General features: G+C 39.2%; 21 protein-coding genes. 18 read left to right on the top strand and 3 right to left on the bottom strand.

Going from position 1 to position 23,413, the window contains the following annotated elements:
* Positions 1-65 precede the first annotated feature (65 nt).
* Both yiaY and DC083_RS04940 read right to left on the bottom strand, forming a co-directional pair.
* Positions 66-1,214: an L-threonine dehydrogenase gene (gene yiaY, locus DC083_RS04945; protein WP_109189136.1), complete on the bottom strand. Its 1,149-nt coding sequence runs from the start codon at positions 1,212-1,214 to the stop codon at positions 66-68.
* A gap of 293 nt (positions 1,215-1,507) precedes the next feature.
* Complete coding sequence (locus tag DC083_RS04940) at positions 1,508-2,302, bottom strand: potassium channel family protein (protein ID WP_109189135.1); 795 nt, start codon at positions 2,300-2,302, stop codon at positions 1,508-1,510.
* Between the two features lie 419 nt (positions 2,303-2,721).
* Here DC083_RS04940 and DC083_RS04935 point away from each other — a divergent pair, with 419 nt between their 5' ends.
* Together DC083_RS04935 and DC083_RS04930 are read left to right on the top strand one after the other, a co-directional pair.
* Complete coding sequence (locus DC083_RS04935) at positions 2,722-3,531, top strand: putative hydro-lyase (protein WP_109189134.1); 810 nt, start codon at positions 2,722-2,724, stop codon at positions 3,529-3,531.
* A 262-nt stretch (positions 3,532-3,793) separates the two neighbouring features.
* Positions 3,794-4,768 carry a hypothetical protein gene (locus DC083_RS04930; RefSeq protein WP_109189133.1) on the top strand — a complete coding sequence of 325 codons (975 nt, stop codon included), beginning with the start codon at positions 3,794-3,796 and terminating at the stop codon, positions 4,766-4,768.
* Between the two features lie 84 nt (positions 4,769-4,852).
* Here the strand turns inward: DC083_RS04930 and recG are convergent, their stop codons facing one another.
* Positions 4,853-6,904 (bottom strand): ATP-dependent DNA helicase RecG, encoded by a 2,052-nt coding sequence (gene recG / locus DC083_RS04925; RefSeq protein ID WP_109189132.1) that lies wholly within the window; start codon positions 6,902-6,904, stop codon positions 4,853-4,855.
* A 277-nt stretch (positions 6,905-7,181) separates the two neighbouring features.
* Here recG and DC083_RS04920 point away from each other — a divergent pair, with 277 nt between their 5' ends.
* From DC083_RS04920 to DC083_RS04835, 16 genes are all read left to right on the top strand, one after another.
* On the top strand, positions 7,182-7,499 hold the full coding sequence (locus tag DC083_RS04920) for a DUF4258 domain-containing protein (RefSeq protein WP_109189131.1): 318 nt from the start codon (positions 7,182-7,184) through the stop codon (positions 7,497-7,499).
* Between the two features lie 169 nt (positions 7,500-7,668).
* Complete coding sequence (locus DC083_RS04915) at positions 7,669-8,823, top strand: Card1-like endonuclease domain-containing protein (RefSeq protein WP_109189130.1); 1,155 nt, start codon at positions 7,669-7,671, stop codon at positions 8,821-8,823.
* Positions 8,816-9,952, top strand: coding sequence for a CRISPR-associated ring nuclease Csm6 (gene csm6, locus DC083_RS04910; protein WP_109189129.1), 1,137 nt, complete (start codon positions 8,816-8,818; stop codon positions 9,950-9,952). Before DC083_RS04915 ends, csm6 begins: the two co-directional genes overlap by 8 nt.
* Before the next feature lie 39 nt (positions 9,953-9,991).
* Positions 9,992-11,233: a type III-B CRISPR module RAMP protein Cmr1 gene (gene cmr1 / locus DC083_RS04905; RefSeq protein WP_109189128.1), complete on the top strand. Its 1,242-nt coding sequence runs from the start codon at positions 9,992-9,994 to the stop codon at positions 11,231-11,233.
* 9 nt (positions 11,234-11,242) lie between these two features.
* The gene (cas10, locus tag DC083_RS04900; protein ID WP_109189127.1) at positions 11,243-13,099 is read left to right on the top strand and encodes a type III-B CRISPR-associated protein Cas10/Cmr2; all 1,857 of its coding nucleotides are present in this window, start codon (positions 11,243-11,245) and stop codon (positions 13,097-13,099) included.
* A 1-nt stretch (position 13,100) separates the two neighbouring features.
* Positions 13,101-14,291 carry a type III-B CRISPR module-associated protein Cmr3 gene (gene cmr3, locus DC083_RS04895; protein ID WP_109189126.1) on the top strand — a complete coding sequence of 397 codons (1,191 nt, stop codon included), beginning with the start codon at positions 13,101-13,103 and terminating at the stop codon, positions 14,289-14,291.
* A 90-nt stretch (positions 14,292-14,381) separates the two neighbouring features.
* The gene (gene cmr4, locus DC083_RS04890) at positions 14,382-15,266 is read left to right on the top strand and encodes a type III-B CRISPR module RAMP protein Cmr4 (protein WP_109189125.1); all 885 of its coding nucleotides are present in this window, start codon (positions 14,382-14,384) and stop codon (positions 15,264-15,266) included.
* A 5-nt stretch (positions 15,267-15,271) separates the two neighbouring features.
* The gene (gene cmr5 / locus DC083_RS04885; RefSeq protein ID WP_109189286.1) at positions 15,272-15,649 is read left to right on the top strand and encodes a type III-B CRISPR module-associated protein Cmr5; all 378 of its coding nucleotides are present in this window, start codon (positions 15,272-15,274) and stop codon (positions 15,647-15,649) included.
* Between the two features lie 7 nt (positions 15,650-15,656).
* Positions 15,657-16,718 (top strand): type III-B CRISPR module RAMP protein Cmr6, encoded by a 1,062-nt coding sequence (gene cmr6, locus DC083_RS04880; protein WP_109189124.1) that lies wholly within the window; start codon positions 15,657-15,659, stop codon positions 16,716-16,718.
* A 961-nt stretch (positions 16,719-17,679) separates the two neighbouring features.
* Positions 17,680-17,988, top strand: a complete 309-nt coding sequence (gene csx16, locus DC083_RS04870) for a CRISPR-associated protein Csx16 (RefSeq protein WP_109189122.1) — start codon at positions 17,680-17,682, stop codon at positions 17,986-17,988.
* A gap of 80 nt (positions 17,989-18,068) precedes the next feature.
* Entirely contained in the window at positions 18,069-19,001 is a 933-nt protein-coding gene (gene cas6 / locus DC083_RS04865; RefSeq protein WP_109189121.1) for a CRISPR system precrRNA processing endoribonuclease RAMP protein Cas6, read from the top strand.
* A 93-nt stretch (positions 19,002-19,094) separates the two neighbouring features.
* Positions 19,095-19,370 carry a CRISPR-associated endonuclease Cas2 gene (gene cas2, locus DC083_RS04860; RefSeq protein WP_109189120.1) on the top strand — a complete coding sequence of 92 codons (276 nt, stop codon included), beginning with the start codon at positions 19,095-19,097 and terminating at the stop codon, positions 19,368-19,370.
* A 24-nt stretch (positions 19,371-19,394) separates the two neighbouring features.
* On the top strand, positions 19,395-20,408 hold the full coding sequence (gene cas1, locus DC083_RS04855) for a CRISPR-associated endonuclease Cas1 (protein ID WP_109189119.1): 1,014 nt from the start codon (positions 19,395-19,397) through the stop codon (positions 20,406-20,408).
* Positions 20,405-20,668, top strand: a complete 264-nt coding sequence (gene cas2, locus DC083_RS04850) for a CRISPR-associated endonuclease Cas2 (protein ID WP_109189118.1) — start codon at positions 20,405-20,407, stop codon at positions 20,666-20,668. Before cas1 ends, cas2 (DC083_RS04850) begins: the two co-directional genes overlap by 4 nt.
* Before the next feature lie 1,252 nt (positions 20,669-21,920).
* On the top strand, positions 21,921-22,241 hold the full coding sequence (locus DC083_RS10145) for a hypothetical protein (RefSeq protein ID WP_133243359.1): 321 nt from the start codon (positions 21,921-21,923) through the stop codon (positions 22,239-22,241).
* A gap of 163 nt (positions 22,242-22,404) precedes the next feature.
* Positions 22,405-23,409 (top strand): DNA-processing protein DprA, encoded by a 1,005-nt coding sequence (locus tag DC083_RS04835; RefSeq protein WP_157954894.1) that lies wholly within the window; start codon positions 22,405-22,407, stop codon positions 23,407-23,409.
* Positions 23,410-23,413 lie beyond the last annotated feature (4 nt).

Below are 23,413 nucleotides of genomic sequence, written 5' to 3'. Positions count from 1 at the left end.
CAACAATCTACAAGATCAATCGGGTATGATGATAGTATCTACAAATCTTATAATGAGTTAATCAATTACATTGCTGCTTTAAAGATGTTTTCAACATCTGCTTGTGAACCTTGAACAGGGTTTGTTGCAGAGCATACATCGAGAAGCGCATTTTTAGCAAGTAATGGAATATCTTCTGCTTTTGCATTTAATGCTGTTAAGTTTGCAGGGATATTAATCGCTGCTGATAATTCGCGGATTTTTGCAATTGCTGCGTTTGCGGCATCCATATCGCTCATATTAGCAACATCAATGTGCATTGCTTTTGCAACATCTTTCAGGCGACCAGAAGCTGCTGATTTATTGAAATCTAATACATGTGGTAAAAGAACCGCATTACAAACACCATGTGGTAAGTCATACATACCGCCTAATTGGTGCGCCATTGCATGAACATAGCCAAGAGATGCGTTGTTAAATGCCATACCTGCTAAGAATTGTGCATATGCCATGTTGTCACGTGCTTCGATATTATCGCCATGTTCAACGGCGGTTTGTAAATTCTCAATGATTAAAGTGATGGCTTTAAGCGCACAAGCATCCGTAATAGGGTTTGCGGCTGTTGAGATATAGGCCTCAACAGAATGCGTTAATGCATCCATACCTGTTGCTGCGGTTAAACCTTTTGGCATCCCTTTCATCATGTGAGGATCGTTCACAGAAAGAATAGGGGTTGAGTTTTTATCAACGATTGCCATTTTGACGTGACGCTCTTCATCAGTGATGATACAGAAACGAGTCATTTCACTTGCAGTACCGGCAGTTGTATTGATTGCAACCATTGGTAATTGTGGTTTTTTAGTTTTATCTAAACCTTCAAATGCGCTGATGTCATCGCCATTTGTTGCACAAAGTGCAATACCTTTTGCACAGTCATGCGGTGAACCGCCACCTAATGAAATGACGAAATCACATTTTTCCGCTTTTAAAATAGCTAAACCGTCAGCCACGTTTTTAGTAGTAGGGTTAGGATTTGTGCCATCAAAGATTGCAGCTTGGATATCTACTTCATTTAGAAGTTTGATGACTTCATCAGCCATACCTGATTTTGAGAGGAAACTATCGGTGACGATTAACGCTTTTTTAAAGCCATAACCTTGAAGGGTTGCAACTGCATCAGCAAGGGCATTTTCACCAATCACGTTTACAGGGGGCATAAAGAAAGTACTACTCATAATAACTTCTCCTTGATTAGATTAGCCGGATGGCTAATTCTCGTTAATAAAACTTATCATGACATTACAATCATTTACTTAATTATTAATCTGATTGTAAGAAATTATTCATAAACTGCGATATATCTACTGTTAACTACTATTATACCGTAAATTTTCTTTTTGGGAGCAAGATCTACAAGCTGACTACATTATACGCTTTTTCCATTAGAGTGTGGTAAAGCTAAGTGACTTTTTTAAAACATTTTTTGTCATAGATTAAGTTTTTTATCAGATCTTTATGATTGAAAATGTTAATTTTTGGAATTATTTTGTAGTCCTTTTTGTAGCTCTTTCGGCATATCTTTGGTAATCGTGATCATATGTTGTGGCGTATATAGATGTTGGTAACGAGCTTTATCTCGACTACTCCAAGCTTGTACCATCGTTGTCACATAGACGGTAAATATGGGGAATACTGTAATGCCGGTGACCGCTAAAATGACCGTGCTGATTTTTCCGGCATCCGTAACAGGAATAATATTAGACCCGAGCGTGGTCACAGTCATCGAAGCCCACCACAACACATCATAGTAATTTTTGACATCGGGATTCACCGGTGATTCAAAGAGATAGAAGATCAGCGTCTGAATATAGGCTATCGAGATCAGTAGTGAGAGATAAGCGATAAAAAGCGTGGTAATTTTATTACTAATCAAGAGATTAATGAGCAGAATTAGGGCGACAACACCCCGTAAAATAGGGAGGAATTTCAGTAAGTAGAGCAGGTTATTAGGTAGATCAATCTCGTAATAGGAGAAGAGATTCAGATAAGGGATCGAGAGCGGGACAAGCAGAAAGTAGCGCTTAAAGTAATGCCACTTATTATCGGCGATCAACATTAATAGAATGAAATCGACGAGAAAATAGATACAGATCCAAAATTGTAGACGTGTTGGAGCGACATCGAGATTGCGCTGAATGTTCGGAAGATCCACAATCGTGATATCAATCAATAGAATGATTGAGGCGAGAATGGTGAGTGTATAGAGTAGCTTTTTGGCAATCAGCCGATAGTTGAATGTGATGGTACGATGAAATAATTTCATAAAATAGTACGTTCAGTCAGTGTAATTAGGTCAATTTAAAATTGTATGTATTTATAGGTGTTTCTATGTATTTCTATGTATTTAGAATAGGGCTCGTAAGAGACGTATATCCTTAAAACATATCCTTAAAATTTATTTTTAAAATATATCTTTAAAACAACATAGAATTGCATATTAAAGTTATTGTGTGTCAATCATTGTCGACAGAGAGGCTCTATTATAGGATCTCCCGGGATAGAAAGATATCTTTGAGGCAGTAACTATTCAGGCAAAGTTGCGCACGTTGTAGCTTGAATCTATTTTTTAGACGAGTTAATGGAATAAGGGTAGGGAACTACTTGATCTCCAGTTTATAACAGGCTATTAATAGAGAACGATCTTTTACTTAGCTATTAAAGGCCATTATCTGGGGGAGAATTATGTCTGACCACTTTAATTTGACGCAACTTTATCAACTTCATCCACAAAAAGTGCGTTCTTTAATTCGAGAAGGCCGAATTCGTCAACCGACTGCCGGTATTTCCGCTGGGTTTGCCCAAGGGAATTTAGTCGTGCTTCCCAAAGAATATGCTTATGATTTCCTCCTCTATACGCAACGTAATCCTAAACCTTGCCCGGTCTTAGAGGTGAGTGATGTGGGTTCAAGAGAGTTTAAATTGACGGCTAAAGGCTCTGATATTGCCCGGGATATTCCTCGTTATCGAATCTTTAAAGATGGGCAGTTGCAAGGAGAAGTGGATTCTGTTGTAGATTATTGGCGTGATGACTTGGTCAGTTTTCTTTTAGGGTGCAGCTTTAGCTTTGAGTCTGCCTTGATTGAAGCCGGAATTCGAATGCGACATATTGATGATGGTTCGAATGTTTCGATGTATATTACTAATATTGAAACGAAGCCTGCCGGCATTTTCAGCGGGCCTTTAGTCGTGAGTATGCGCCCCATTCCTTATCATCAAGTAGTAAAAGCCGTTACCGTCACCAACCAATTACCGGAAGTTCATGGTGCGCCGGTACATATTGGTGATCCCTCTTTGATAGGTATTCAAGATATCAGTAAACCCGACTTTGGCGATGCGGTACGTATTCTCCCCGGCGAAGTTCCTGTCTTCTGGGCTTGTGGCGTGACACCTCAAGCGGCGGTGATTCGTTCTAAACCAAGCTTTGTGATTACGCATGCGCCAGGACATATGTTTATTACGGATATTAAAAATAGCGAGTTAGATTCGCTGTAGTTTTTTAAAATGGAAGGCAAACAAAGAAGTCTATTTGAATACCTGGCACTGAATGAAAAAGGAATAATAGAAAGCAAGTAATCCGAGTAATTGATTAATGCTAAGGGATATTATATTAAAATATTAGATTTATTAGTTTGTTATAATGAGCAGATCAAAGCTCTATAATACAAGGCTCTTCTGTGAAGAGAGGGTAGAGCTTTTAATCTATTATTCAATTTCTTACTGTGAATTCACAATCTAGCAAGGAAAGGTTCATCAAATGACGGATACGCCGAAGCCATTTTGGCAGACATTACGTTTTATGTTGAGTAGTTTAATGGTGTTAACCTACTATCTCGATCGATTGCTTGCGCCATCAGCGGGTGTTGAAGGCTTGATGATTGCTTTCAATACCACGTTAATTCCCATGTTTGTCTTTATCTCCGGCTATCTCTCGCGGGATATTACGAAAGCGGAGATCAGTCGATCAGTCATTCCGGCGATCATTACCTGTTATGGCTTTCAGATGATCGATACGATTCCGTTTATTCTACGTGGTGAATTCTCTTGGGTGAATTTCTTCATCATGCCACTAGATGGGGTTTGGTTTATTCTGGCTGTACCTGTTTGGCAATGGGTGAGTGTGATGAATATCGAGCTTCGGCATCATCCTTTAATCTCTTTTTTGATACTCTTTGCGATTGGATTTGTCGGGCTCTATTGGTTGCAGCCTTATACAGGATTTGCCTTAACGCTCGGTTATTTCCCGATCTTCTTCTTAGGTCGGCGTATTCCGGTTGAGACAATTATGCGTTGGCGGAATCAATCATGGATGGTATTTACCGTCTTTCTTTTAGGGACGGTGCTGCTTTTCTTATGGTGTTATCATTATCTACCCCTTGCGCCCGACTTTATGACGCTTTGGCAATGGCAAATCGATGAAGCGCTTTTGACCTATTGTGTTTTTACACTCTTTAATCTGCTCTTCGGTGCGCTCTCGCTCTATCTGATTCGATATAGTCATTTACTTAAAGATATCGCCCCGAAATCGCTGGGTGTTTACCTGATTCATCCGATCTTATGTGTCATTATTCTCACGCTTCTAGAGCGAACAGGCTTGCGCTTAGATCTACCGATGGCGATTCTCTTTACCCTTATTACAATTACCATTGCGGTGGGCTTAGCGAGTATCTACCCCTTTAAATGGTTATTGGCACCGAAGTTACCGGCAGGAAAATCGATTGAAAAACTCTAAGGTTGAAAGCCTGATTAAAAGCCGAGTTGGAAAATCTAGAATTGAAAAAACTCTAAGATCTTTGATGGAGATGGATTGTGGGTATTAACTCCAGACAAATTGTCCGCTCTCCCCAATCCAACGATCGATGAGTTTTTGGGTTAATTGGGGATCATCGATCACACGATTGGCAATCTCGGTGGCGCGTTCAATCAGCGGTTGATGATGGAAGAGATCGGCCATACGGAAACGAAATTCCCCTGTTTGTCGAGTCCCGAAGATATCACCGGCACCTCGTAACTCAAAATCTTTCTCGGCAATTTCAAAGCCATTATTGGTCGCCTGCATAATCTCAAGTCGCTCTTGCGTCATCTGTGATAATGGCGGTGAATAGATCAGTAGACAGAAAGAGGCTTTAGAGCCTCGCCCAACACGACCACGAAGCTGATGAAGCTGTGATAAACCAAGGCGTTCGGCATTTTCGATAATCATAATGGAGGCATTTGGAACATCAACGCCCACTTCAATGACGGTTGTTGCCACTAAAATATCAAGCTCATGAGCTTTAAAGCTCGCCATAATTGCCTCTTTTTCAGACGCTTTTTGCCTGCCATGAATGAGGCCGATGCGTAAGTGCGGCAGTCGTTCACAGAGATCTTCATAAGCCTTTTCCGCAGCCTTTGCCGGCAAAACTTCAGATTCTTCAATCAACGTACAGACCCAGTAGACTTGCGTTCCCTCTTGGCACTGCGCTTTAACTCGTTCAATCACTTTATCCCGCGCTTTATCACTTACGACAGTTGTCGTAATTGGAATTCGATTGGGCGGATACTCATCAATCACAGAGCTTGAGAGATCGGCATAGAGCGTCATAGCCAATGTTCTTGGAATAGGTGTTGCGGTCATCATCAATTGATGAGGCGTAAAACCTTTGGGGGCTTTGGCTTGTAAAGTTAAGCGCTGTTCAACACCAAAGCGATGTTGTTCATCGATAATCACAAGATTGAGCGCTTGATATTCCACGCTCTCTTGAAAAACGGCATGGGTGCCGATAATTACAGAAACCTCTCCCGATTTTATTTTCTGCTGCGCTGCTCGCTTCTGCTTCTCGGTGAGTTTACCGGTTAAGAGAATCGTAGGAATATCGAGCGGCGAGAGCCACTTTTCGAGATTAATAAAGTGCTGTTCGGCTAATAGTTCGGTGGGCGCCATAAAGACAGCCTGAAAGCCCGCTTTAGCCGCATGAATTAATGCGCTTGCAGCCACAACAGTTTTACCAGAACCCACATCGCCTTGTACTAAACGCATCATCGGCGCTTGTGATTGTAGATCTTGCTCAATTTCGGAAATGACGCGGTTTTGAGCATTGGTAAAGGTAAAGGGGAGATTTTCCCGAAAGGTGGCTTGTGCCTTAGGATCAAGATGAATCGGTTGAGAGCGCTCTTTATGAAAATGGGCGCGGGCGCGTTTAAGGGCAATTTGATGGGCGACAATCTCTTCAAGGGCGAGAATCTCTTGCACAGGATAGTGCTTTTGTTCAAGTCGTTCGATATTAACATCGGTTGGGGGTTTGTGAAGAAAGTAGAGCGCATCTTTAAGGTTAATATCCTCATCTTCGAGATATGCCGGAAAGTGTTCATCCTTTAATTCGCTGAGCAGATTATCGATAAAGCCTTGCATCTGCCGTTGTGTAATACCGGCAGTGAGAGAATAGATCGGTGTCATTCGCTCTTCAAGCTCGCTATTTTGATCTAAGAAATTCAGCACTTCTGGATGGCTCATCTCAAGGCGATTTAAACCATAACGTACTTCACCATAGCAGCGAAGCACTTTCAGCGCTTCAAAGCGCTTGACCATATTGGGGAAGAAGTTAAAAAATCGCACGGCCATTACGCCGGTATCATCTTTAAGGTAGACCAATAACGTTGGCTTTCGACCTTTACTCATCTCTTTTTTGATAATCTCCCCCTCAATAATGGCAATCTGTGAAGGCTGCACCATTGCAATAGGGGTAATACGGGTTCGATCTTGATAACGAAAAGGCAGATGAAAGAGCAGATCGAGATAATTATGAATCCCGAGCTTACCGAGTGTTTCAGCCATTTTCGGCCCAACACCTTTCAGTTTTGTAATCGGTCTATTCTTGAGCGTTTCCACGTATAAAGATCTTCAATTTTGGTTAAAAGAGAAATAGTAACTTCACTAAAAGATACCATAATGGCATTAGTTTAACTTAATCTAATATCTCAAGCATAGTTAGAATAAGCTTATTTTGGGTATTTTAGCGGTGAGTGGGGAGGTTTGAGTGATTAATTTAGGGAATCACAAATTTGCCATTTCCTGATTTTATAAATATTTATTTTACAATGCGGATCAACAGGTTATTTGAATAAGATGAAAAATCAAAAATAAACATAATGAATAGGAGTGACAAATGGCTTTAGCAATTACCCAACATGCTTATCAACGAATGAGCGCTCGTGGGATCAACGAATATGGTCTAAAAACAGTATTGGCTTTTGGGCGTAAAATATATCTTAAAGGTGCAGTTTATTACGTATTAGGCCGTAAAGAGATTCAAAAATATGGGGATCAAGAGCCTATTTTAAAGAAACTAGAGGGAATCCAAGTTGTTACTTCTGTTGAAGAAGAAGTTTATCGAGTGTTAACAGTCTTCAAGAATAGAGATTTTAGTAGTCTTAAGAAGCGCTCTAAATTTAGGCCCACTAGAGAGAGTCTAGGGATGTTTTAGTTATAGTTAGAATCAAAGAGGCTACTTGATTATGACTGTATTTATATAGAGTTAGGATTTAATGAGAGAAAATAAATTTTAATTAAATATCATTTAAATATGGTACTGTAGAATAATTTATATTTAAGTTTTTGCATAATAAATAGGTTTCACTAATGAGGATGGTTTTATGAAGAAATACCAAGTTCAGATATGTACAATTTCTAATGAGTTAACTCCTAATTATATTCCTGTGATTCATGAGCAATTTATGCCGAAAGAACTTGTGTTATTAGCTAGTTCCGATATGGACAAAAAAGCCAACGATTTTATTCAAGTACTGAAAAAAAATCACCCTCATACTGTGATTCATACAATTACGATAGACGATATTTATAATCTGGCAGATCTAAAAAGTAAGGTAAATAGCTATATTGAAAATTATTTAGAAGCACATCCTGATGAAGAAAAAGGGATTGTTCTGAATGCAACAGGGGGGACTAAGCTGATGTCCTTTGAATTGTTATCTCTATTTAATAGCTGGGGTTTAGATACTTTCTATTTTAAAATCGAAAATAGTGAAGTTTTTTTTCTTCAACAACCTGAATCATCGGATAGTGAAAAGATCTCTTTAATTTTACATCCTAAGAAAATTGATCTTGCGAGTTATGTTCAATTGCACAATCATCAGATTATCAGTACACAAAAATATACAACTTCGGCTTTAAAGAAAGCATTATTTGAAGAATTAATCCGCTTTCCTGATCTTTATCGTCCAGAGTTATCTCAACTTTATTATGAAATTGGGCGTTCATCAGAATCATTGCTTACCGTTCCTCTAGTTACCCCACAGTTAAAAGTGCTAGATCAATTTGTGGCAGCTAAAATTTGTCGTTTAGAAGGTAAAAATCTTATTTTCCCTTCTATGGAAGATAAGAAGTTTCTGATGGGAGGATGGTTTGAAGATTATGTTTATAGTTTGGTTGATCAATTAGCGGACATTCAAGCTTTGGAGTTAAATATTCAAATTAAAAGTGCAGAAGATAATGTTCATAAACCTAATGAGTTAGATGTCGGTTTTATGAGGTATAACCGTTTATATTTGGTGGAGTGTAAAACGGCTAATTATGGAGGAGAAGCGCGAAAGCAAGGAGTGGCTGATCTTAATAAGCTTAAAACTTTAGACACATTAGGAGGACGCTCAACTCAACTGGCTTTTGTCTCTTATTTTAAAGTATCACCAGATATGCGGGATAGAGCTAAAGGAAACCATATCTATATTATCGATGGTAATGATGTTCAAGGGCTAAAAAAATTATTAGATAAATGGAGTCAAGATGAGTAGAAAAATATTAGTTGCCGTTACAGGCTCGACACCACAAATCTTAACGGAAACTATTTATGCTCTTTTCAAAGAACGTGCTTGGGTGCCCGATGAAGTGCATGTACTAACAACGACACATGGCCGTGATGAAATCCAACAAAAGCTGTTTGAAGAAGGGCAATTTCAAAAGCTTTGCGATAGCTATGATTTACAAGGGATTGAGTTTTCTTCAAAATCTATTCATGTCATTACTAATGAGGAAGGTGCGTTGTTAGGAGATATTAAAAGTGTTGAAGACAATGATCGAGCGGCGAATATGATTGTCCATTTTATTCATGATCTCTGTCAAAATCCTCATAACGAACTCCATGTTTCCTTGGCGGGTGGACGTAAGTCAATGGGGTTCTATATCGGTTATGCCCTCTCCCTCTTTGGCCGGCAACAAGATTCTATGTCACACGTGCTAGTCAATCATCCGTATGAGCATGCAAGAGATTTCTTTTTCCCAACTGTATGTACTCAAGAAGTAACAGCAGAGTATTGGGATAAGGGTGAAAAGCAGGTAAAAATCGTTGATGCAAAAGATGCTCAAATATGGCTCTCTGATATTCCTTTTGTACGGATGGGAGAAGGCGTGCCTAATTTGAACCTTTCAACCGGATGGGAATATCGTGATGCAGTAGCATTGGCACAGCGTGCCATTTCGGATTATACCGTTGAGGTACTATTGAAAGAACGGAAATTGATTTGTAATGATCGAGTGGAGGTTGGACTTACGCCTCAGCAGATAGCTTTTTATGCTGTGATTGCTAAAGCAACCCAAGAAAATAGGGTCATTACCGCTTATCCAGAAAAATATGAGAATGCTTATTCTTTAGTGGAATTTGCGGAGAATTACCTCTACTTCTATGGCCAGACAGGCAAGGATGTAGAGGATATGTCGGTAGAAGAATTATTGAAAGATATCCAAGGCGAGAGAGAAATTTTCATGAAGCTTTCGCCCGTAAGTTCAAAAATTGAAGGGCAATTAAACGATAAATTAGGTTCGATCTCTGAGTATTTTAGTATTCAAGGTTATGGTGAAAAGTTACAGAAGTATTATCAAATTGCTCTTCATCCCAAAAATATCAAAATTGAGACCAAGCAGTAAAGGGTCAGCTAGACATTCATTTGTAAGTAGGAAATTGAAATGGCAATAAGAAAAATTGAAAAGGCTTGTCCTGAATCCATTGATGTAGTTTCTAAGTGGCATCATTTAACCTGTCAATTAGTGACACCACTTTATGGTGGCGGTGTTGATTCTTCGACAATTGATGAGTCGATGCCGATTCGAACGAGTAGTATTAAAGGACAGTTACGAATTTGGTGGCGTTTGTTAGCTAAGAATTTGTGGAAGCTTGGATCGGATAAAGAGATCAGAATACAAGAATTTAAACTGTGGGGAGGTATCGGTAAGGATGATGCTTCTCATGCGAGCGAAGTGTTTATTCGAGTCTCAATACCACATGATGAATATGAAAAAAATAAACTTGTACTAAATCTGATCAAACATGATGAATATACGAAAAAGTACTCTGAGTTGAAGTATCTTTTTTTTCCAGCCGACAACAATAAAAATGAGAATAATGAAGTTATAGAATGTCATTTATTACAAGAAGGTTTTCGTTGGAATCTATCAGTGAAATTTTCTGATCAATTAGAGCAAAATGCCATTTTAAAACAGCAAGTCTTAGAAACGATCCGTTGGTGGAGTCAATTTGGGGGGATTGGCGCGCGTTCGCGTCGAGGAACTGGGGCATTCATTATCACAGAGGCATCTGATTTACCAGAAGTGTTGGAGCCGTTAACAGCTGATGATGTGGCGAAAGCAGGTTGTCAATTAGCTATTGCTGGTGGGCAGGGAGATGCATTAGTTGCTTGGAAAAATGCTGTTGGTAAGTTGAGCGATTTTCGTCAAAAAGCAAATATCGGTCGTAATCCAACTTCAGCCCCCCCTAAACCTGCCGGTAGAAGTCGTTGGCCTGAACCAGATGCCATTCGCCGCATTCAAAAAATGCATGATCCAAGACATGAGCCAGAACATAAAGCCGGCAATATCTTTCCTCGAGGGTTATTTGGTATGCCGATTATTTTCCATTTTGTAGGTAGGGGAGAGCCAGGAGATACATCGCTACAGCCTAAAGGTAAGGAGCGTCTTGCGAGTCCACTCTTTATTCGTCCTTTTTATAACAGAGAGAAAAACAACTTCTCACCTGCTGTACTTTTAACACCCTATGATTGGATTTTAGAAGAACCGATTGAGCTTAAGGGCTCGAGAGCTGGCGAAGTTTCGCTATGGGATCCTAAAGTGGCAGAATTGATTACACCGATTAAAGACAATGGTGGTGATAATCCTTTAACAGCATTTATGAATTTTTTTCAAAAAGGATAATGGCGCGATATGAATCAATATGTATTAATTTTATCGGTAGGTCCTGTACAGGGATTTATTGCGGCGGCAAGAAGAAGTCGTGATTTATGGAGTGGTTCGTGGTTACTCTCTGAGATGGCAAAAGCTGGTGCTAAATATCTCTATGATCATGGTGCAATATTGATCTTTCCGACAGTGGCTGATGCAGAAGAATTGAACGTCAATAGTGAATTATCAGTAGGTAATAAATTACAAGTAGTGATTTCAGCTCAAAATGCTGAAGCAGTGCAACGTTTAATTGAAGAAACTAAGTCTGCTATCCAAGCGCGGTTTGATTTAGAGGCCACAACAGTAGAAGCGTTACTTGGAAACTTTAAAATTCGTCAGAATATTTGGCAAGGTCAGTTGAAAGATTACCTAGAGGTTCAAGGTGCTTATGCCTTGATTGATGCTTCAAATAAAGAAGGGTATAAGATCGCTTGTGATCAGGCTTCTATCATGCTCGCAGCTCGTAAAGCGACGCGGGATTTTAGAGCGTTAGCCACTTCAGCTTACGATCCAGAATTTATGATTCCTAAGTCATCGTTAGATGGAGCTCGAGAGACGGTATTACCTGATGTTTTTTGCAGAAATCACCATATTGTGAAGCGGTTAGGTTTATCTGATAGTGAGCAATTAGATAGTTCAGGGATTATCAAAAGACTCGGTGGCGATGTCGATCAATTTACCCCATATGTTCGTGTAGCTGCAGATAGTTGGGTGCAAAATATTAGTGATGAAGAAGCAAATAATATCGCTAAAGCTTATAAGCCACTGGTTGATCTACAGCTTGCTACCAATGTAACCGGTAATCATTCCTGTTATGCGAAGCTACCTTATGATGGTGAGTATCTCTATTCTTTTCGTTTAGAAGCGATGTTAAATCGTTATAAGTCTTGGAAGCGTAAGATTACGAATAAGGAGTCACTAGAAGTAGAAGATCTAGATTTATCTGAAGTAGAACAGGCTTATCAAGTATTGTTAAATCTCAAAGAAGTCCTGCAACCACTTTGGCGCAAATATGGCGATCCTTGTAATTATGGGGTTTTATTGTTGGCAGATGGCGATAAGATGGGTGAACTGCTTGATCATGCTGGCGATCAAACGGCACACCAAGAGATAACGACTGCGCTCTCTCAGTTTGCAGGTTCTGTTGAAGCGATTATGCGGGATCATTATGGGCATCGAATCTATGCTGGCGGCGATGATGTGTTAGGTTTCGTACCGCTTGCTTCTGCTTATGATTGTGCCAAAACGCTTTCAGAGAAATTTGCAGCTTCTTTAGATACTGTGGCTAAAAAGCTCAAGGCAACAACTCCCACGCTGTCAGTCGGATTAGCTATTGCACATATTAATACGCCCTTAGGTCATATTCGTCATTTAGCTAAAGAAGCGGAAAAGATGGCGAAAGGGGATCAGGTGAAAGATCTTCAAAAGCAACGTAATGCATTAGGCATTGTATTGGCTGTTCGTTCTGGATCGACCACAGGACTTCGTCTGCGTTGGGATGATGAGGCTGGATTACAGGCTTTCCAAACTTGGATTGATGATTATCAACAACACGAAATTACAAGTCGTCTTGCGTACGATACTCGAGAGATATATCTGCAAACTGAGTTATTAGCTAGAGATATAGAGAACGATCTCTTAGTCAAAATTAGAGCTGCAGAATTTAAACGAATGTTAAAAAAAGCCCGAACTACTTCGGGGACAACTTTAGATAATGCGTTAGTTTCGAAATTAGAAAAGCGTTTGGATCAATTGGAGAGCCTAGATCACCTAGCTACTGAACTGATTATTGCCCGTTGGATGGCCGCTAAAACACAACGTGATTTGGGTAGGGAGTAATATGAAACAAGAAAAATCTTATTTAATTCGACCATTGTCGCCATTGGTTTTTAGAAGTGCTAAACCTTTTGGCTCACTGTCTGATATTTCCGATATCATCTTTCCTTTGCCATCGAGTGGTGCGGGATTAATTCGCACACAAACCTTGCTGCAAAAAGGGTATCAACTTGTGCAGGGTAAAGCAAAGAGTTTGACAGTGACAGAAGAAGATCAGAAAAACCTACTTGAAATTGGTCATAAAGGACCATTTCTTGTAGAGCTGGGTATTGATAATAGCTTTACTATTTTAGTGCATAAGCCGGCTAATGCCATTTATCTTAAAAATAAAGAGAGTGGGAATATTGAGCTCATTCGTTTAGCTCCTACACAAAATCTCGGAAGTGAACAGGTTGGTTCAGATTTACCAGCAGGTCTATTGCCAGTCATGATGACTAAAAATATTAAAGGTAAACCACAACCGGGCCCGAATTTATGGCCTCTAAAGATGGCTATTCATTGGCAAAATGGGGGGGATATTAAGTTTGAAGAGCTTAATCGAGAAGGTATTCAATCATTGCCGGTAGATGTTCGTACTCATGTGGCTATTGATAACTCGACGCATGCGGGCATTGAAGGTCAGCTTTTTCAGAGCGCTTCCTATGATTTTGGGGCAATTCGGAAAGATATAAAAGTAGGTGGTTGGCATGATAGATCTTATGGCTTTTTACTATTAAGTGATGCGAGTCTTCATAATAATCATGTGCGCTTTGGTGGTGAGAGCCGACTCTCTGAAATGCAATCTGTGGCAATGCCTCAGGATTTAACAGTGCCACAATCTTTAGTTGCAGAGATAGAACAAGCTAAAGGATTACAGCTTACGCTATTAACGCCGGCTATTTTTAGTAATGGCTATTTGCCTGCATGGCTTGAAGAAGACTCTTTGACAGGCATATTGCCACAGACCACAATTAAAGTGCGTTTAAAAGCATGTGCTATGGATCGTTGGCTGCCAGTATCAGGTTGGGATTTACATCAGAAAAAACCTAAGGCGATGCGTAAAGCAGTTGCAAGTGGTGCTGTATATTGGTTTGAGGTATTAGAAGGGGATATTTCTTCTATTACAAATCTCTATTTTTCAAGTGTGAGTGACCAGATGCAAGACCAAAAAGATGGTTTTGGCATTGTCGTAGTTGCACCTTGGTCAATACAGTAAATGAAAACAACATGAGCGTCATTATTTTACGCTCGTCAATAGATTAAGCACAATATATTCAATATTGATATAAATATTAGGAAACAGATTATGCAAACAAAAACTTTTTATTTACAGTCTCTTACAGCTCTCCATGTGGGGACAGGTCAAGGTGTCGGTGTTGTAGACCTTCCAATTGCACGCTCTAAAGCTACGAATCTGCCTTTAGTTCCCGGCTCTTCATTAAAAGGGGTCTTACGAGATGAATTAGCTGTTCAGCAATCACTAGATTCAAAAGATATCAATACACTTTTTGGCCCTGATACAACAACAGGAGATAGTTTTGCCGGTGCGCTCTCTTTTAGTGATGCGAATCTTCTAATTTTACCATTGCGATCATTTGCTGGCACAGTAGCTTATGCTACTTGTCCATTTATTTTGAAGCGTTATGCACGTGATTTTAAGCATTCACTCAATGTTCCGGCAACGGAGGGAGATTTGGCTATTATTACGACAAATTCTAAGTTAGAAGTGGCTACAGAATCTTTAGCATTAGAGGATTTAGATATTAGTTCAGAACGCTCTAATGATGCGACCGATTGGGCTGAGTTATTAGCAAGTGAACTTTATCCTGATTCTGTTTTAAAAGCCCAAGATTGGCGTTCTGAATTTATAAAGCGCTTTGTGATTTTACCAGATAATATTTTCTCTTTTTTAGTGGATACCGCAACAGAAATCCGTACTCGTATTCGTATTAATCGTGAAACAAGAATTGTGAAAGATGGTGCACTTTGGACGGAGGAAAATCTTCCGGCAGAATCTGTGCTTTGGGGTGTCTTAGGTGTGAATCGATCATTTAATAAAGAGAATCAAAAGTCAGAAGAAGAGATGATGGCACTACTTCCAACAGAAGAGATGATGATCCAAGTAGGCGGAAAACATACTGTAGGTCGGGGGATGTGCCGATTTTTGATTACTCAAACTCAAGAAGGATAATGATGATGAGTATAGAAAAGAAGAATCATAAAATTAGAACACAAGATTATGCCAAAGTGGCTTATCCTCTAGTAGAGAGTGTTTATCGTAGTAGTTATGAAGCAAAATATCGTACGTTAGCACTTAATTTTCCGACAATGATTATGCAATCAGGTTTATCGCAAGCTGTCGGATTCTTAATGGCAAAAAGTTCATCAGCTGATGATGAGTATTCTCTATTACTGAATCATATTGCTAAATTATTGGGATATCCTAATTCGAGTACATTGCATACAGTGATTTTAAAATCATCATTAGGAGAGTATCAGTTATTGACTCGACGGTCTCTAGATGCAACCGCTTGGGTTAAACGCTATACACAGGCATTATTAGAAAAAGCATAGGAGAGTCATGATGCATTTAATGCGAGAAAAATTAAGACCACTAGTACAACGTTTGCAAAGTGCTCATCCTGGACTTTTAATGCAACGGGGGTTGCCTATATGGGAAGAGGGTGAAAAGGAAGCTAAACACCGTCTTGTCGAACAAGTAGCAAATGTTAATTGCCCTGAGGTATATCCTTTAGCATTTGAACGATGGATGCAATTGACGCAAAAAGAGCAATTTGCACATATTGCGGCAAAAGTCGATGGTCGTCTCTTTACTGGATTAGCATTAGGAGGGACCCTTGAGACAGGGATGACAACCCATCATACTTATGGTACACCACTGATTGCTGGCTCTAGTATCAAAGGAGCTGTGCGGGCGTATGCAGAGTCTATCAATATTGAAGCAGATATTTTGCGTATTTTATTTGGAGCAGGAGATGATGATGGCTCAGAAACTGCTGGGTCATTGATTTGGCATGATGCATGGTGGGTACCTAGAGATCAATCAATTAAGCCTTTTGCAAAAGAAGTTGTGACAGTCCATGAACAGTCTTACTACTCTGAAAAATCAGATATTGCAACAGGTACAGAGAGTCCAATTCCTAATCTGCAAATTGCTATCCAAGGGGAGTTTTACTTCGTAGTAGAGGGAGAACCTGCTTGGGCTCGGTATGCGGCGGATTTACTGAATCATACGATTCAGGAGCAAGGTCTTGGAGCCAAAACAGCAACAGGCTATGGTTACTTTGTAAAAGATTCGGCTTTAGATCGTTATTTTGAGCGTCAAACTACAGAGCTTGCGAAACAAGAGGCTAAGCAAAGTGGTGATAGCAGTTCTTTAATCAGGGCTCATATCGAATCACTAGATGAAAAAGGACTAAGCGAGCAATTAGCGAGGGGTAGAAAAGCGCTATTGAAAGAGTTACAAATTGAAGAGAATGATGATTTGAAACAAAAAGAACTCTGCCAAATAGTGATGGAATTGCATGCTGATGTTGTTGCCACTTGGGAAAGTGAGACGAAAAAATCAGCTAAAAGTAAGTGGGAAGCTTATAAATACTTGCAGAAATATCTTTCAAGTTAAAAATAAACAATAACTTATTTATCTAAATCGACACTATTTATTAGATCATTCTTTTCAAGAAAGGATGTATTGTGAAATACATCCTTTTTATATAGCAAGTTATGGATATATAGGATAGTTGAGGACGTTTTTATGATGAATTACAAATTTGCCAAATATCCTAAGAGTAAGGGTGATCTATATACTACCCTTATTCAGTTTTGATTGATGCTGAAAAAGTTATAAAAGTTATAAAAGCTATAAACGCAAATTTGTTATTCCCCTCTACTAAGGTTAAAAGATTTAAGATTACTATCTGACAACCCACTCTCATCCTATTAGATTGATTATTGTTGAGGATTCAATATAGAAATTAAAACCCCGATCATTACCATTAATATGTCTAATCCAACCACTGCTGTGGTCGCAGTTGTAGGGGTGCTTACCATTATAGGATATAGTATTTATAAGCATATTGAGGGGAAGGAGAAAAGGGGAGAGGATATTACAGTGAAAGGATTTATGAGGCGTTAAGGTTTAGAGAGTAGTAGGCTAAGGAATTATTATTTATCCGAAAATTATGAGTAGAAGGAGAACATTATGGGTTCTTGGGATGATCTGTGGAATTAAGATAGTAGTGTTGAGTATAGTGTTAGATGGCGGTCAGACTTGCCCTCATCAATGGAAGATGACGTAATCAATAATATTTTAAAGGAAAATATGAACGAAAATACACAACTTGCTTTAGGTATATTCGGGGTAATAATCATTTTTATACTGAATATCGCAGTAATATTATTACCCTTTTATGTGGCGTATTTAATTATATCCCCGACGAGTTTTATGGGAAGTGTCGCAGTCTTTTTCCTAGGCTTAGTGATCGTACCACTTGGATTGGCTGCGGTGGCATTGATTCGTGCGGCCTTTACAAGGTCTTATTAAATATTGGCATAGTAGATAAATGAGAGGACATTAATTTAAGATGGCAGTTTGGTTTGTTTCAAGACATGTAGGTGCTATTGAGTGGATGCAAAAGCAAGAAATGCACGTAGACCATTGGGTAACACATCTTGATTTGGCACAAATTCATCCCGGTGATATTGTCATCGGGATTTTACCTCTCTCTATTGTTGCTGTATTAACGGCTCATAATGTCCGTTATTTTGCCCTTATTTTGCCACAAAGCCCGAGTGATAGAGGACAGGAGCATAGCTGTGAAGCGATGTTTGAAAGAGGTGCTTACCTTCAGGAGTTTCATGTTACTGCTTCTCAAACAGGTTTATGCCTATGATAAAGCTCCCTTGGCATAGATAGATACTAGATAGTATTTTTATATAATAAAACAGAGGAATTTTATAAGATTTGATAGCGATGCCTATTTTTACAATCCCAGATCAATTACCTATTAAGCGTTATCGTTTCTCCTTTGAAGTGACAGCTGATTTCATGTTGCCGGAATATTCCGGCTCGCTTTTAAGAGGAATATTTGGCCATGCACTTCGTTCTTTAAGTTGTTTGACGAAAGTTGAAAATTGTACTGGCTGTACACTTACTCGGATATGTCCTTATGCTGAAGTGTTTGAAACAGCCTCTACAGGAGCTGGCTTATCAAAAGCGAAGAATCCACCGCAAGGCTATATTGTTGAACCGTCTACGCAACAACGGTTATATCGAAAAGGGGATATTTTTACATTCTCGATGGTATTGTTAGGTCGTAATATTGAGCGTCTACCCCTAATCGCTTTTGCTTGGCAAAAAGCTTTAATGAAGGATATTCGAGGGGGAAATGCTACATTGTGTGATATCGCTGTGGAAATAGCGCATGATCAATGGGATTCTATTTTTAAAAACAAAGAAATCATAGCGCATGATCCATTTTTACAGTTACCTGTCACTTACCCTAATCAATATATTTTAAGATTTATAACACCTCTGCGTTTGCAGATTGATGGTCATCTTGCTCAGGATGATGAATTAACAGCTTATTGTTTTTTATCTCAATTGCTTCGCCGTCTCTCTTGGTTAAGTGAACGTCATTTAGGCGACTATATGCAGCTTCATTACTCAGAATTAGCAGAAGAGATAGCGGTGATTAGAGATCATAAAATGCTCTACTGGCAAGATTGGGCACGTTATTCTACAAGACAAAAACGGAAAATGCATTTAGGGGGAATGTTGGGAACTTGGGATTTTAATAATCTTTCTCAAGATCTAGCAAAGCTTCTCTATTTAGGCCAATGGCTTCATGCCGGGAAAAATACAACTTTTGGATTAGGGCGCTACGAATTGCTCCAACGCATTTAAAGGCATATAAGAAATTGTTTTTAGATTATCTTTAATAGCAATATTAAGTCGATCATTACAAGTGCTAGTATTGGTTGAGTTAACTGAGATTATATGGATAGAGCGTTATATTTGGTGAGTTATGATATTCGCGATGATCGAGAACGTGTTGAAATGAGTCAACACCTGCTCGGATATACGGCTGGTCGACAGAAATCGGTGTATGAATGTTGGTTAACACATACTGAATTAGAGAATGTTAGGCAATGGGTTGAAGAGACATTAGAAACAGTGGATAAAGTGCATATCTTTAAACTTCCACCAGCCCAAGATCCCCAATATTTGGGGACCGCTTCATCTTTATCTGTCTCGCCTATTATTATAGGGTAATCATCTTGAAGAAGGATAATTGTAATGACTTGTCTCTACCTAGATAAACGTGGTTTGACGCTAAAAAGCGAGGGAAATGTGCTGGTTGTTTTTGGGGAGTCTGGTCGGATAGCGACAGTCCCTCTAGAGATTGTAGAGCGCATTTGTATTAAAGGCAGTACACAACTTTCAGCCTCATTATTAGCAAAATTAGGGGAAAAAGATATTGCAGTATTAGTACTACAAGGTTTGATGCAAAAGCCTGTAATGATGTTGCCAAGTTTTCGTAAGGATGCACTTCGTCGGCAAGTGCAATATTTTCTTTCCCAAAATGATCAGTTTGCGCTCAATTTTTCTCGGCAAATTATTCAACGGAAAATAGAGTCTCAATTTGAGCACTTGATCCATTTGTCTAAAACAGAACAGCGAGATGCAGATATTACGACAAAATTACAGATGAGTCAGAGGGAGGCTTTTAAGAAATTAGCGATACTGTCAGATCTAGAGGCAATTAGAGGGCTCGAAGGAGCTATGGCGAATCTTTATTTTCGCTCCTTGTCACTCTTTGTTCCACAGTCTTTAAAGTTTAAGGGGCGTAATAAAAGGCCGCCTAAAGATCCTTATAATGTCGTTTTATCATTAGGTTATACATTGCTTCATGCAGAATGGGTTCGACAAATCTATATGATGGGTTTAGACCCCTATATCGGTTTTTTACATCAACCTGCTTTCGGGCGGGAATCTTTAGCGAGTGATTTGATGGAACCACTGAGACCTAAATACGATGCTTTTGCCTTATCTCTGTTTAAAGAGAGAGTGTTACGAGAAGAGGATTTTTCTTATAAAGAAGAGGCTTGCAAAATGGGAAAGGCAGGGAGGTTACGTTTTTATGAGGCTTTTGAGATATTTTTGAAGGATAATCTCACTTTGATTCGCGCGCAAAAGCAATTGTTATTTGCCCAAATCGAAGAAGCGCAGGTGTGTTGGAAAAAATCCTGTAATCTTGAAAATCATTTCGGGTTATTTTCTGAACAATCATTAACGGAGCGAAGAATATGAAACAATTTTTAGTCTCTTATGATATATGTGAACCTCGACGTTTACAGCGTATTCATAAGTTATTAAAGGCGTGGGGAATACCGCTTCAAAAGAGTGTTTTTATTGTGGATAGCTCGCGGGATATTGTGCAATTAAAACAACTATTGCTAGAAACAATGGATCAAAGTGAAGATGACATTCGTTTGTATCCTATTTTTACAGAGAGTTTAGTTTGGGAATGGGAAGATAAATCGATATTAGAAGGGATATTACTCTGTTAGGTAAAGGGCATTAAATGCATTGGTAATCCGATGTTGATATTGTTATAATCAGTCACTTATTGATCTCTGATCTTGGCAGCATTGTAATAATGATAATTTTTGATGTTTTCTATTAGAAGGGTGTTTGGGAATGTTATCCAATGTCATCTTTTGTAAATTTGTAAAGATTGGAAATGGTTATTGCAACTCATTGAAATATAAGGTTAAATTTCAATGGTGCGTCGGGATCATGCCCTGTTTGAAAAGGGATTAAGACACATCAAGTGATACGAAGGTTTCTTTGTCTTCGTCGGGATCATGCCCTGTTTGAAAAGGGATTAAGACTCCACATTCACATCCCCATCCTCGTCAAAAATATGTCGGGATCATGCCCTGTTTGAAAAGGGATTAAGACGATTCCTTTGGAGCGTATACAACTGACGTTCCTGTCGGGATCATGCCCTGTTTGAAAAGGGATTAAGACTCGGTCGCGAGCTTCTGCTCACGGCGAGAACGTTGTCGGGATCATGCCCTGTTTGAAAAGGGATTAAGACTCGATAGTTTTGCTAGACCCTGCTGGGATTTCCGTCGGGATCATGCCCTGTTTGAAAAGGGATTCAGACCTTTAAGTTAGAGGGATGTGTGTTCCCTCTTGTGTCGGGATCATGTTTGAAAAGGGATTTATGCCTATTAATCTCCCCCAAAGATTGGGGGATGATCTTCCATTGATGTTCTATCTTTTGAATAATTTAATCTGCTCGAAGAGATTCGAGTAAGGTCTTTGTACGCCTTTATTATGAGTTTTTATGTGCAATCCTGTTTAAAAGGGATCGTGGGGAATGCCCCAATTGGATTAAATTTTGAACTGAAAGGTAGTTAATATGAAGATAAGAGAGATCTTAGGTGTTTTAATGATGGTTTTGCTATTGGCAGGTTGCATGTCTGCAGCTCCGAATTATATTAATGGTCGCTACTACATGGCCGGAGATTCAGATTGTAAGCGAGGGAGCGTGAATCAGTACGGTAATTTAAACTGTTATAATTCAAAAGGAGAATATACTGGATCAAGACGACCTATCTCTGAGATGCAAGCAAAAGCCTGGTATGATAGCCAAAATAGCTCCAGTGGTTCCAGTGGTGGGAGTTATAATCCTCCCCGTCAAACTTTCTGTAACAATATCGCAGGAACTGTAATTTGTAATTCTTTCTAAGGTAATTTATGCAACACATTGAGTAATGTGCTATTAATTTTCAATTTTATATGGGATTTATTATGAAAAAATTAATTTTAGGTATATCTATTTTATTGACGTCACTGCCATTATCTGTGGTTGCGGACGTATTGACGCAAACTCCAGATGGTAGTTATATAAGTGGAGGTAGCTTTACCAAAACTCCAGATGGTGGCTATGTCGGGGGAGACAGTTTTACTAAAACTCCAGATGGGAGCTATGTTGGAGGGAATAGTTTTACCAAAACTCCAGATGGAGGATATGTCGGAGGAAGCAGTTTTACTAAAACTCCAGATGGTGGCTATGTTGGGGGAGATAGTTTTACTAATACTCCAGGGGGCTACATTAGTAACGACCAATGAAGCTATAACCAAATTTAGATAATAATTGCAAAGCATCTCAATGTATAACAACGATTGGGATGTTTTTAATAATAAATTTGTGATTAACAGATTAGAATATTCTCTGATCTATACTAGCAATCTGGAATTGTTCATCGAACCCTCTGTCTACAAAGGAATGCCAGTGTCCCAAGGAAATCTCAATATTTTATACATATTAGCATTGCCTTCTATTGGGCAAGCACGTGCTCGAGATCTGATTTCAATGTTTGAAGTTCAGGGGAAAATGTTAGATACATTAACGCCGAAAGAGATTTTTGAGGCGGCACAGCAATTATGGCCAACACGTATTCAGACCGCTGACTTTATCAATTGGAAAAAGCAGTTAACCGTAATTGAAGGAGCATTACAAGCTTCTCAAGAGAATGGCGTTTTACAGGTCAATTTATTTGAGGAAAACTACCCACCATTATTACGCTTTTTGAAAAACCCGCCTTTAATTTTGCATTATCAGGGGAATATTGATCATTTGCAGCAAGCGCCACTGTTAACGTGGATCGGTACGAGATCACCTTATGTATTGAGTCAAAAATTGGGCATGAGAATTGCACAACAATGCGTTGAGGCGGATATTCATATCGTCAGTGGGCTTGCTGAAGGATCTGATGCAATCGGGCATCAAGCAGCCGTTGATGCAAAAAAGCCTACAACGGCGATTTTAGCTCATGGCTTACAGCAAATCTATCCTTCCCAACACCGGGCATTAGCGGAGTCTATTTTAGAAAATGATGGAGCATTAATCAGTGAATCTCTTTGGGGAACATTGCCACATCAAGGACTTTTTGTACGACGAGATTTACTACAAGCGGGAATGAGTGATGCAACTTTTGTTCTAGAGACAACACTTGAGGGAGGTTCTATTCATGCGATGAAAGGGGTTCTCTCTCTCAAAAGACCATTGTTAGCATTGAGATATTCTCAGGATATGTTTAATGCCTACTGTAATCCGTCTGTTTTGACCCGATTTACAGGTAATAATCATTATATTCGCGAGGGGCTTGCAAATGCAGTTGAGAATAGTACCGATTTGCAGCACTGGATTGCACAACTGCAGGGAATTTCTCAACAACGTCATTGTAATATCATTACCTTTAATAACTCATTGACTCAAGAGTCATTTGATTGGTAAGAGT

The sequence above is a fragment of the Ignatzschineria ureiclastica genome, assembly GCF_003121845.1.
Lineage (GTDB): Bacteria > Pseudomonadota > Gammaproteobacteria > Cardiobacteriales > Wohlfahrtiimonadaceae > Ignatzschineria > Ignatzschineria ureiclastica.
Note: the sequence above shows the minus strand (reverse complement) of the source record. Positions and strands in the feature narration are given on the sequence as shown.

Excerpts from the sequence above, each read along its gene's own strand:
- yiaY (WP_109189136.1), bottom strand. The coding sequence starts at position 1,214 with ATGAGTAGTACTTTCTTTATGCCCCCTGTAAACGTGATTGGTGAAAAT.
- DC083_RS04940 (WP_109189135.1), bottom strand. The coding sequence starts at position 2,302 with ATGAAATTATTTCATCGTACCATCACATTCAACTATCGGCTGATTGCC.
- DC083_RS04935 (WP_109189134.1), top strand. The coding sequence starts at position 2,722 with ATGTCTGACCACTTTAATTTGACGCAACTTTATCAACTTCATCCACAA.
- DC083_RS04930 (WP_109189133.1), top strand. The coding sequence starts at position 3,794 with ATGACGGATACGCCGAAGCCATTTTGGCAGACATTACGTTTTATGTTG.
- DC083_RS04920 (WP_109189131.1), top strand. The coding sequence starts at position 7,182 with ATGGCTTTAGCAATTACCCAACATGCTTATCAACGAATGAGCGCTCGT.
- DC083_RS04915 (WP_109189130.1), top strand. The coding sequence starts at position 7,669 with ATGAAGAAATACCAAGTTCAGATATGTACAATTTCTAATGAGTTAACT.
- csm6 (WP_109189129.1), top strand. The coding sequence starts at position 8,816 with ATGAGTAGAAAAATATTAGTTGCCGTTACAGGCTCGACACCACAAATC.
- cmr1 (WP_109189128.1), top strand. The coding sequence starts at position 9,992 with ATGGCAATAAGAAAAATTGAAAAGGCTTGTCCTGAATCCATTGATGTA.
- cas10 (WP_109189127.1), top strand. The coding sequence starts at position 11,243 with ATGAATCAATATGTATTAATTTTATCGGTAGGTCCTGTACAGGGATTT.
- cmr3 (WP_109189126.1), top strand. The coding sequence starts at position 13,101 with ATGAAACAAGAAAAATCTTATTTAATTCGACCATTGTCGCCATTGGTT.
- cmr4 (WP_109189125.1), top strand. The coding sequence starts at position 14,382 with ATGCAAACAAAAACTTTTTATTTACAGTCTCTTACAGCTCTCCATGTG.
- cmr5 (WP_109189286.1), top strand. The coding sequence starts at position 15,272 with ATGAGTATAGAAAAGAAGAATCATAAAATTAGAACACAAGATTATGCC.
- cmr6 (WP_109189124.1), top strand. The coding sequence starts at position 15,657 with ATGATGCATTTAATGCGAGAAAAATTAAGACCACTAGTACAACGTTTG.
- csx16 (WP_109189122.1), top strand. The coding sequence starts at position 17,680 with ATGGCAGTTTGGTTTGTTTCAAGACATGTAGGTGCTATTGAGTGGATG.
- cas6 (WP_109189121.1), top strand. The coding sequence starts at position 18,069 with ATGCCTATTTTTACAATCCCAGATCAATTACCTATTAAGCGTTATCGT.
- cas2 (WP_109189120.1), top strand. The coding sequence starts at position 19,095 with ATGGATAGAGCGTTATATTTGGTGAGTTATGATATTCGCGATGATCGA.
- cas1 (WP_109189119.1), top strand. The coding sequence starts at position 19,395 with ATGACTTGTCTCTACCTAGATAAACGTGGTTTGACGCTAAAAAGCGAG.
- cas2 (WP_109189118.1), top strand. The coding sequence starts at position 20,405 with ATGAAACAATTTTTAGTCTCTTATGATATATGTGAACCTCGACGTTTA.
- DC083_RS10145 (WP_133243359.1), top strand. The coding sequence starts at position 21,921 with ATGAAAAAATTAATTTTAGGTATATCTATTTTATTGACGTCACTGCCA.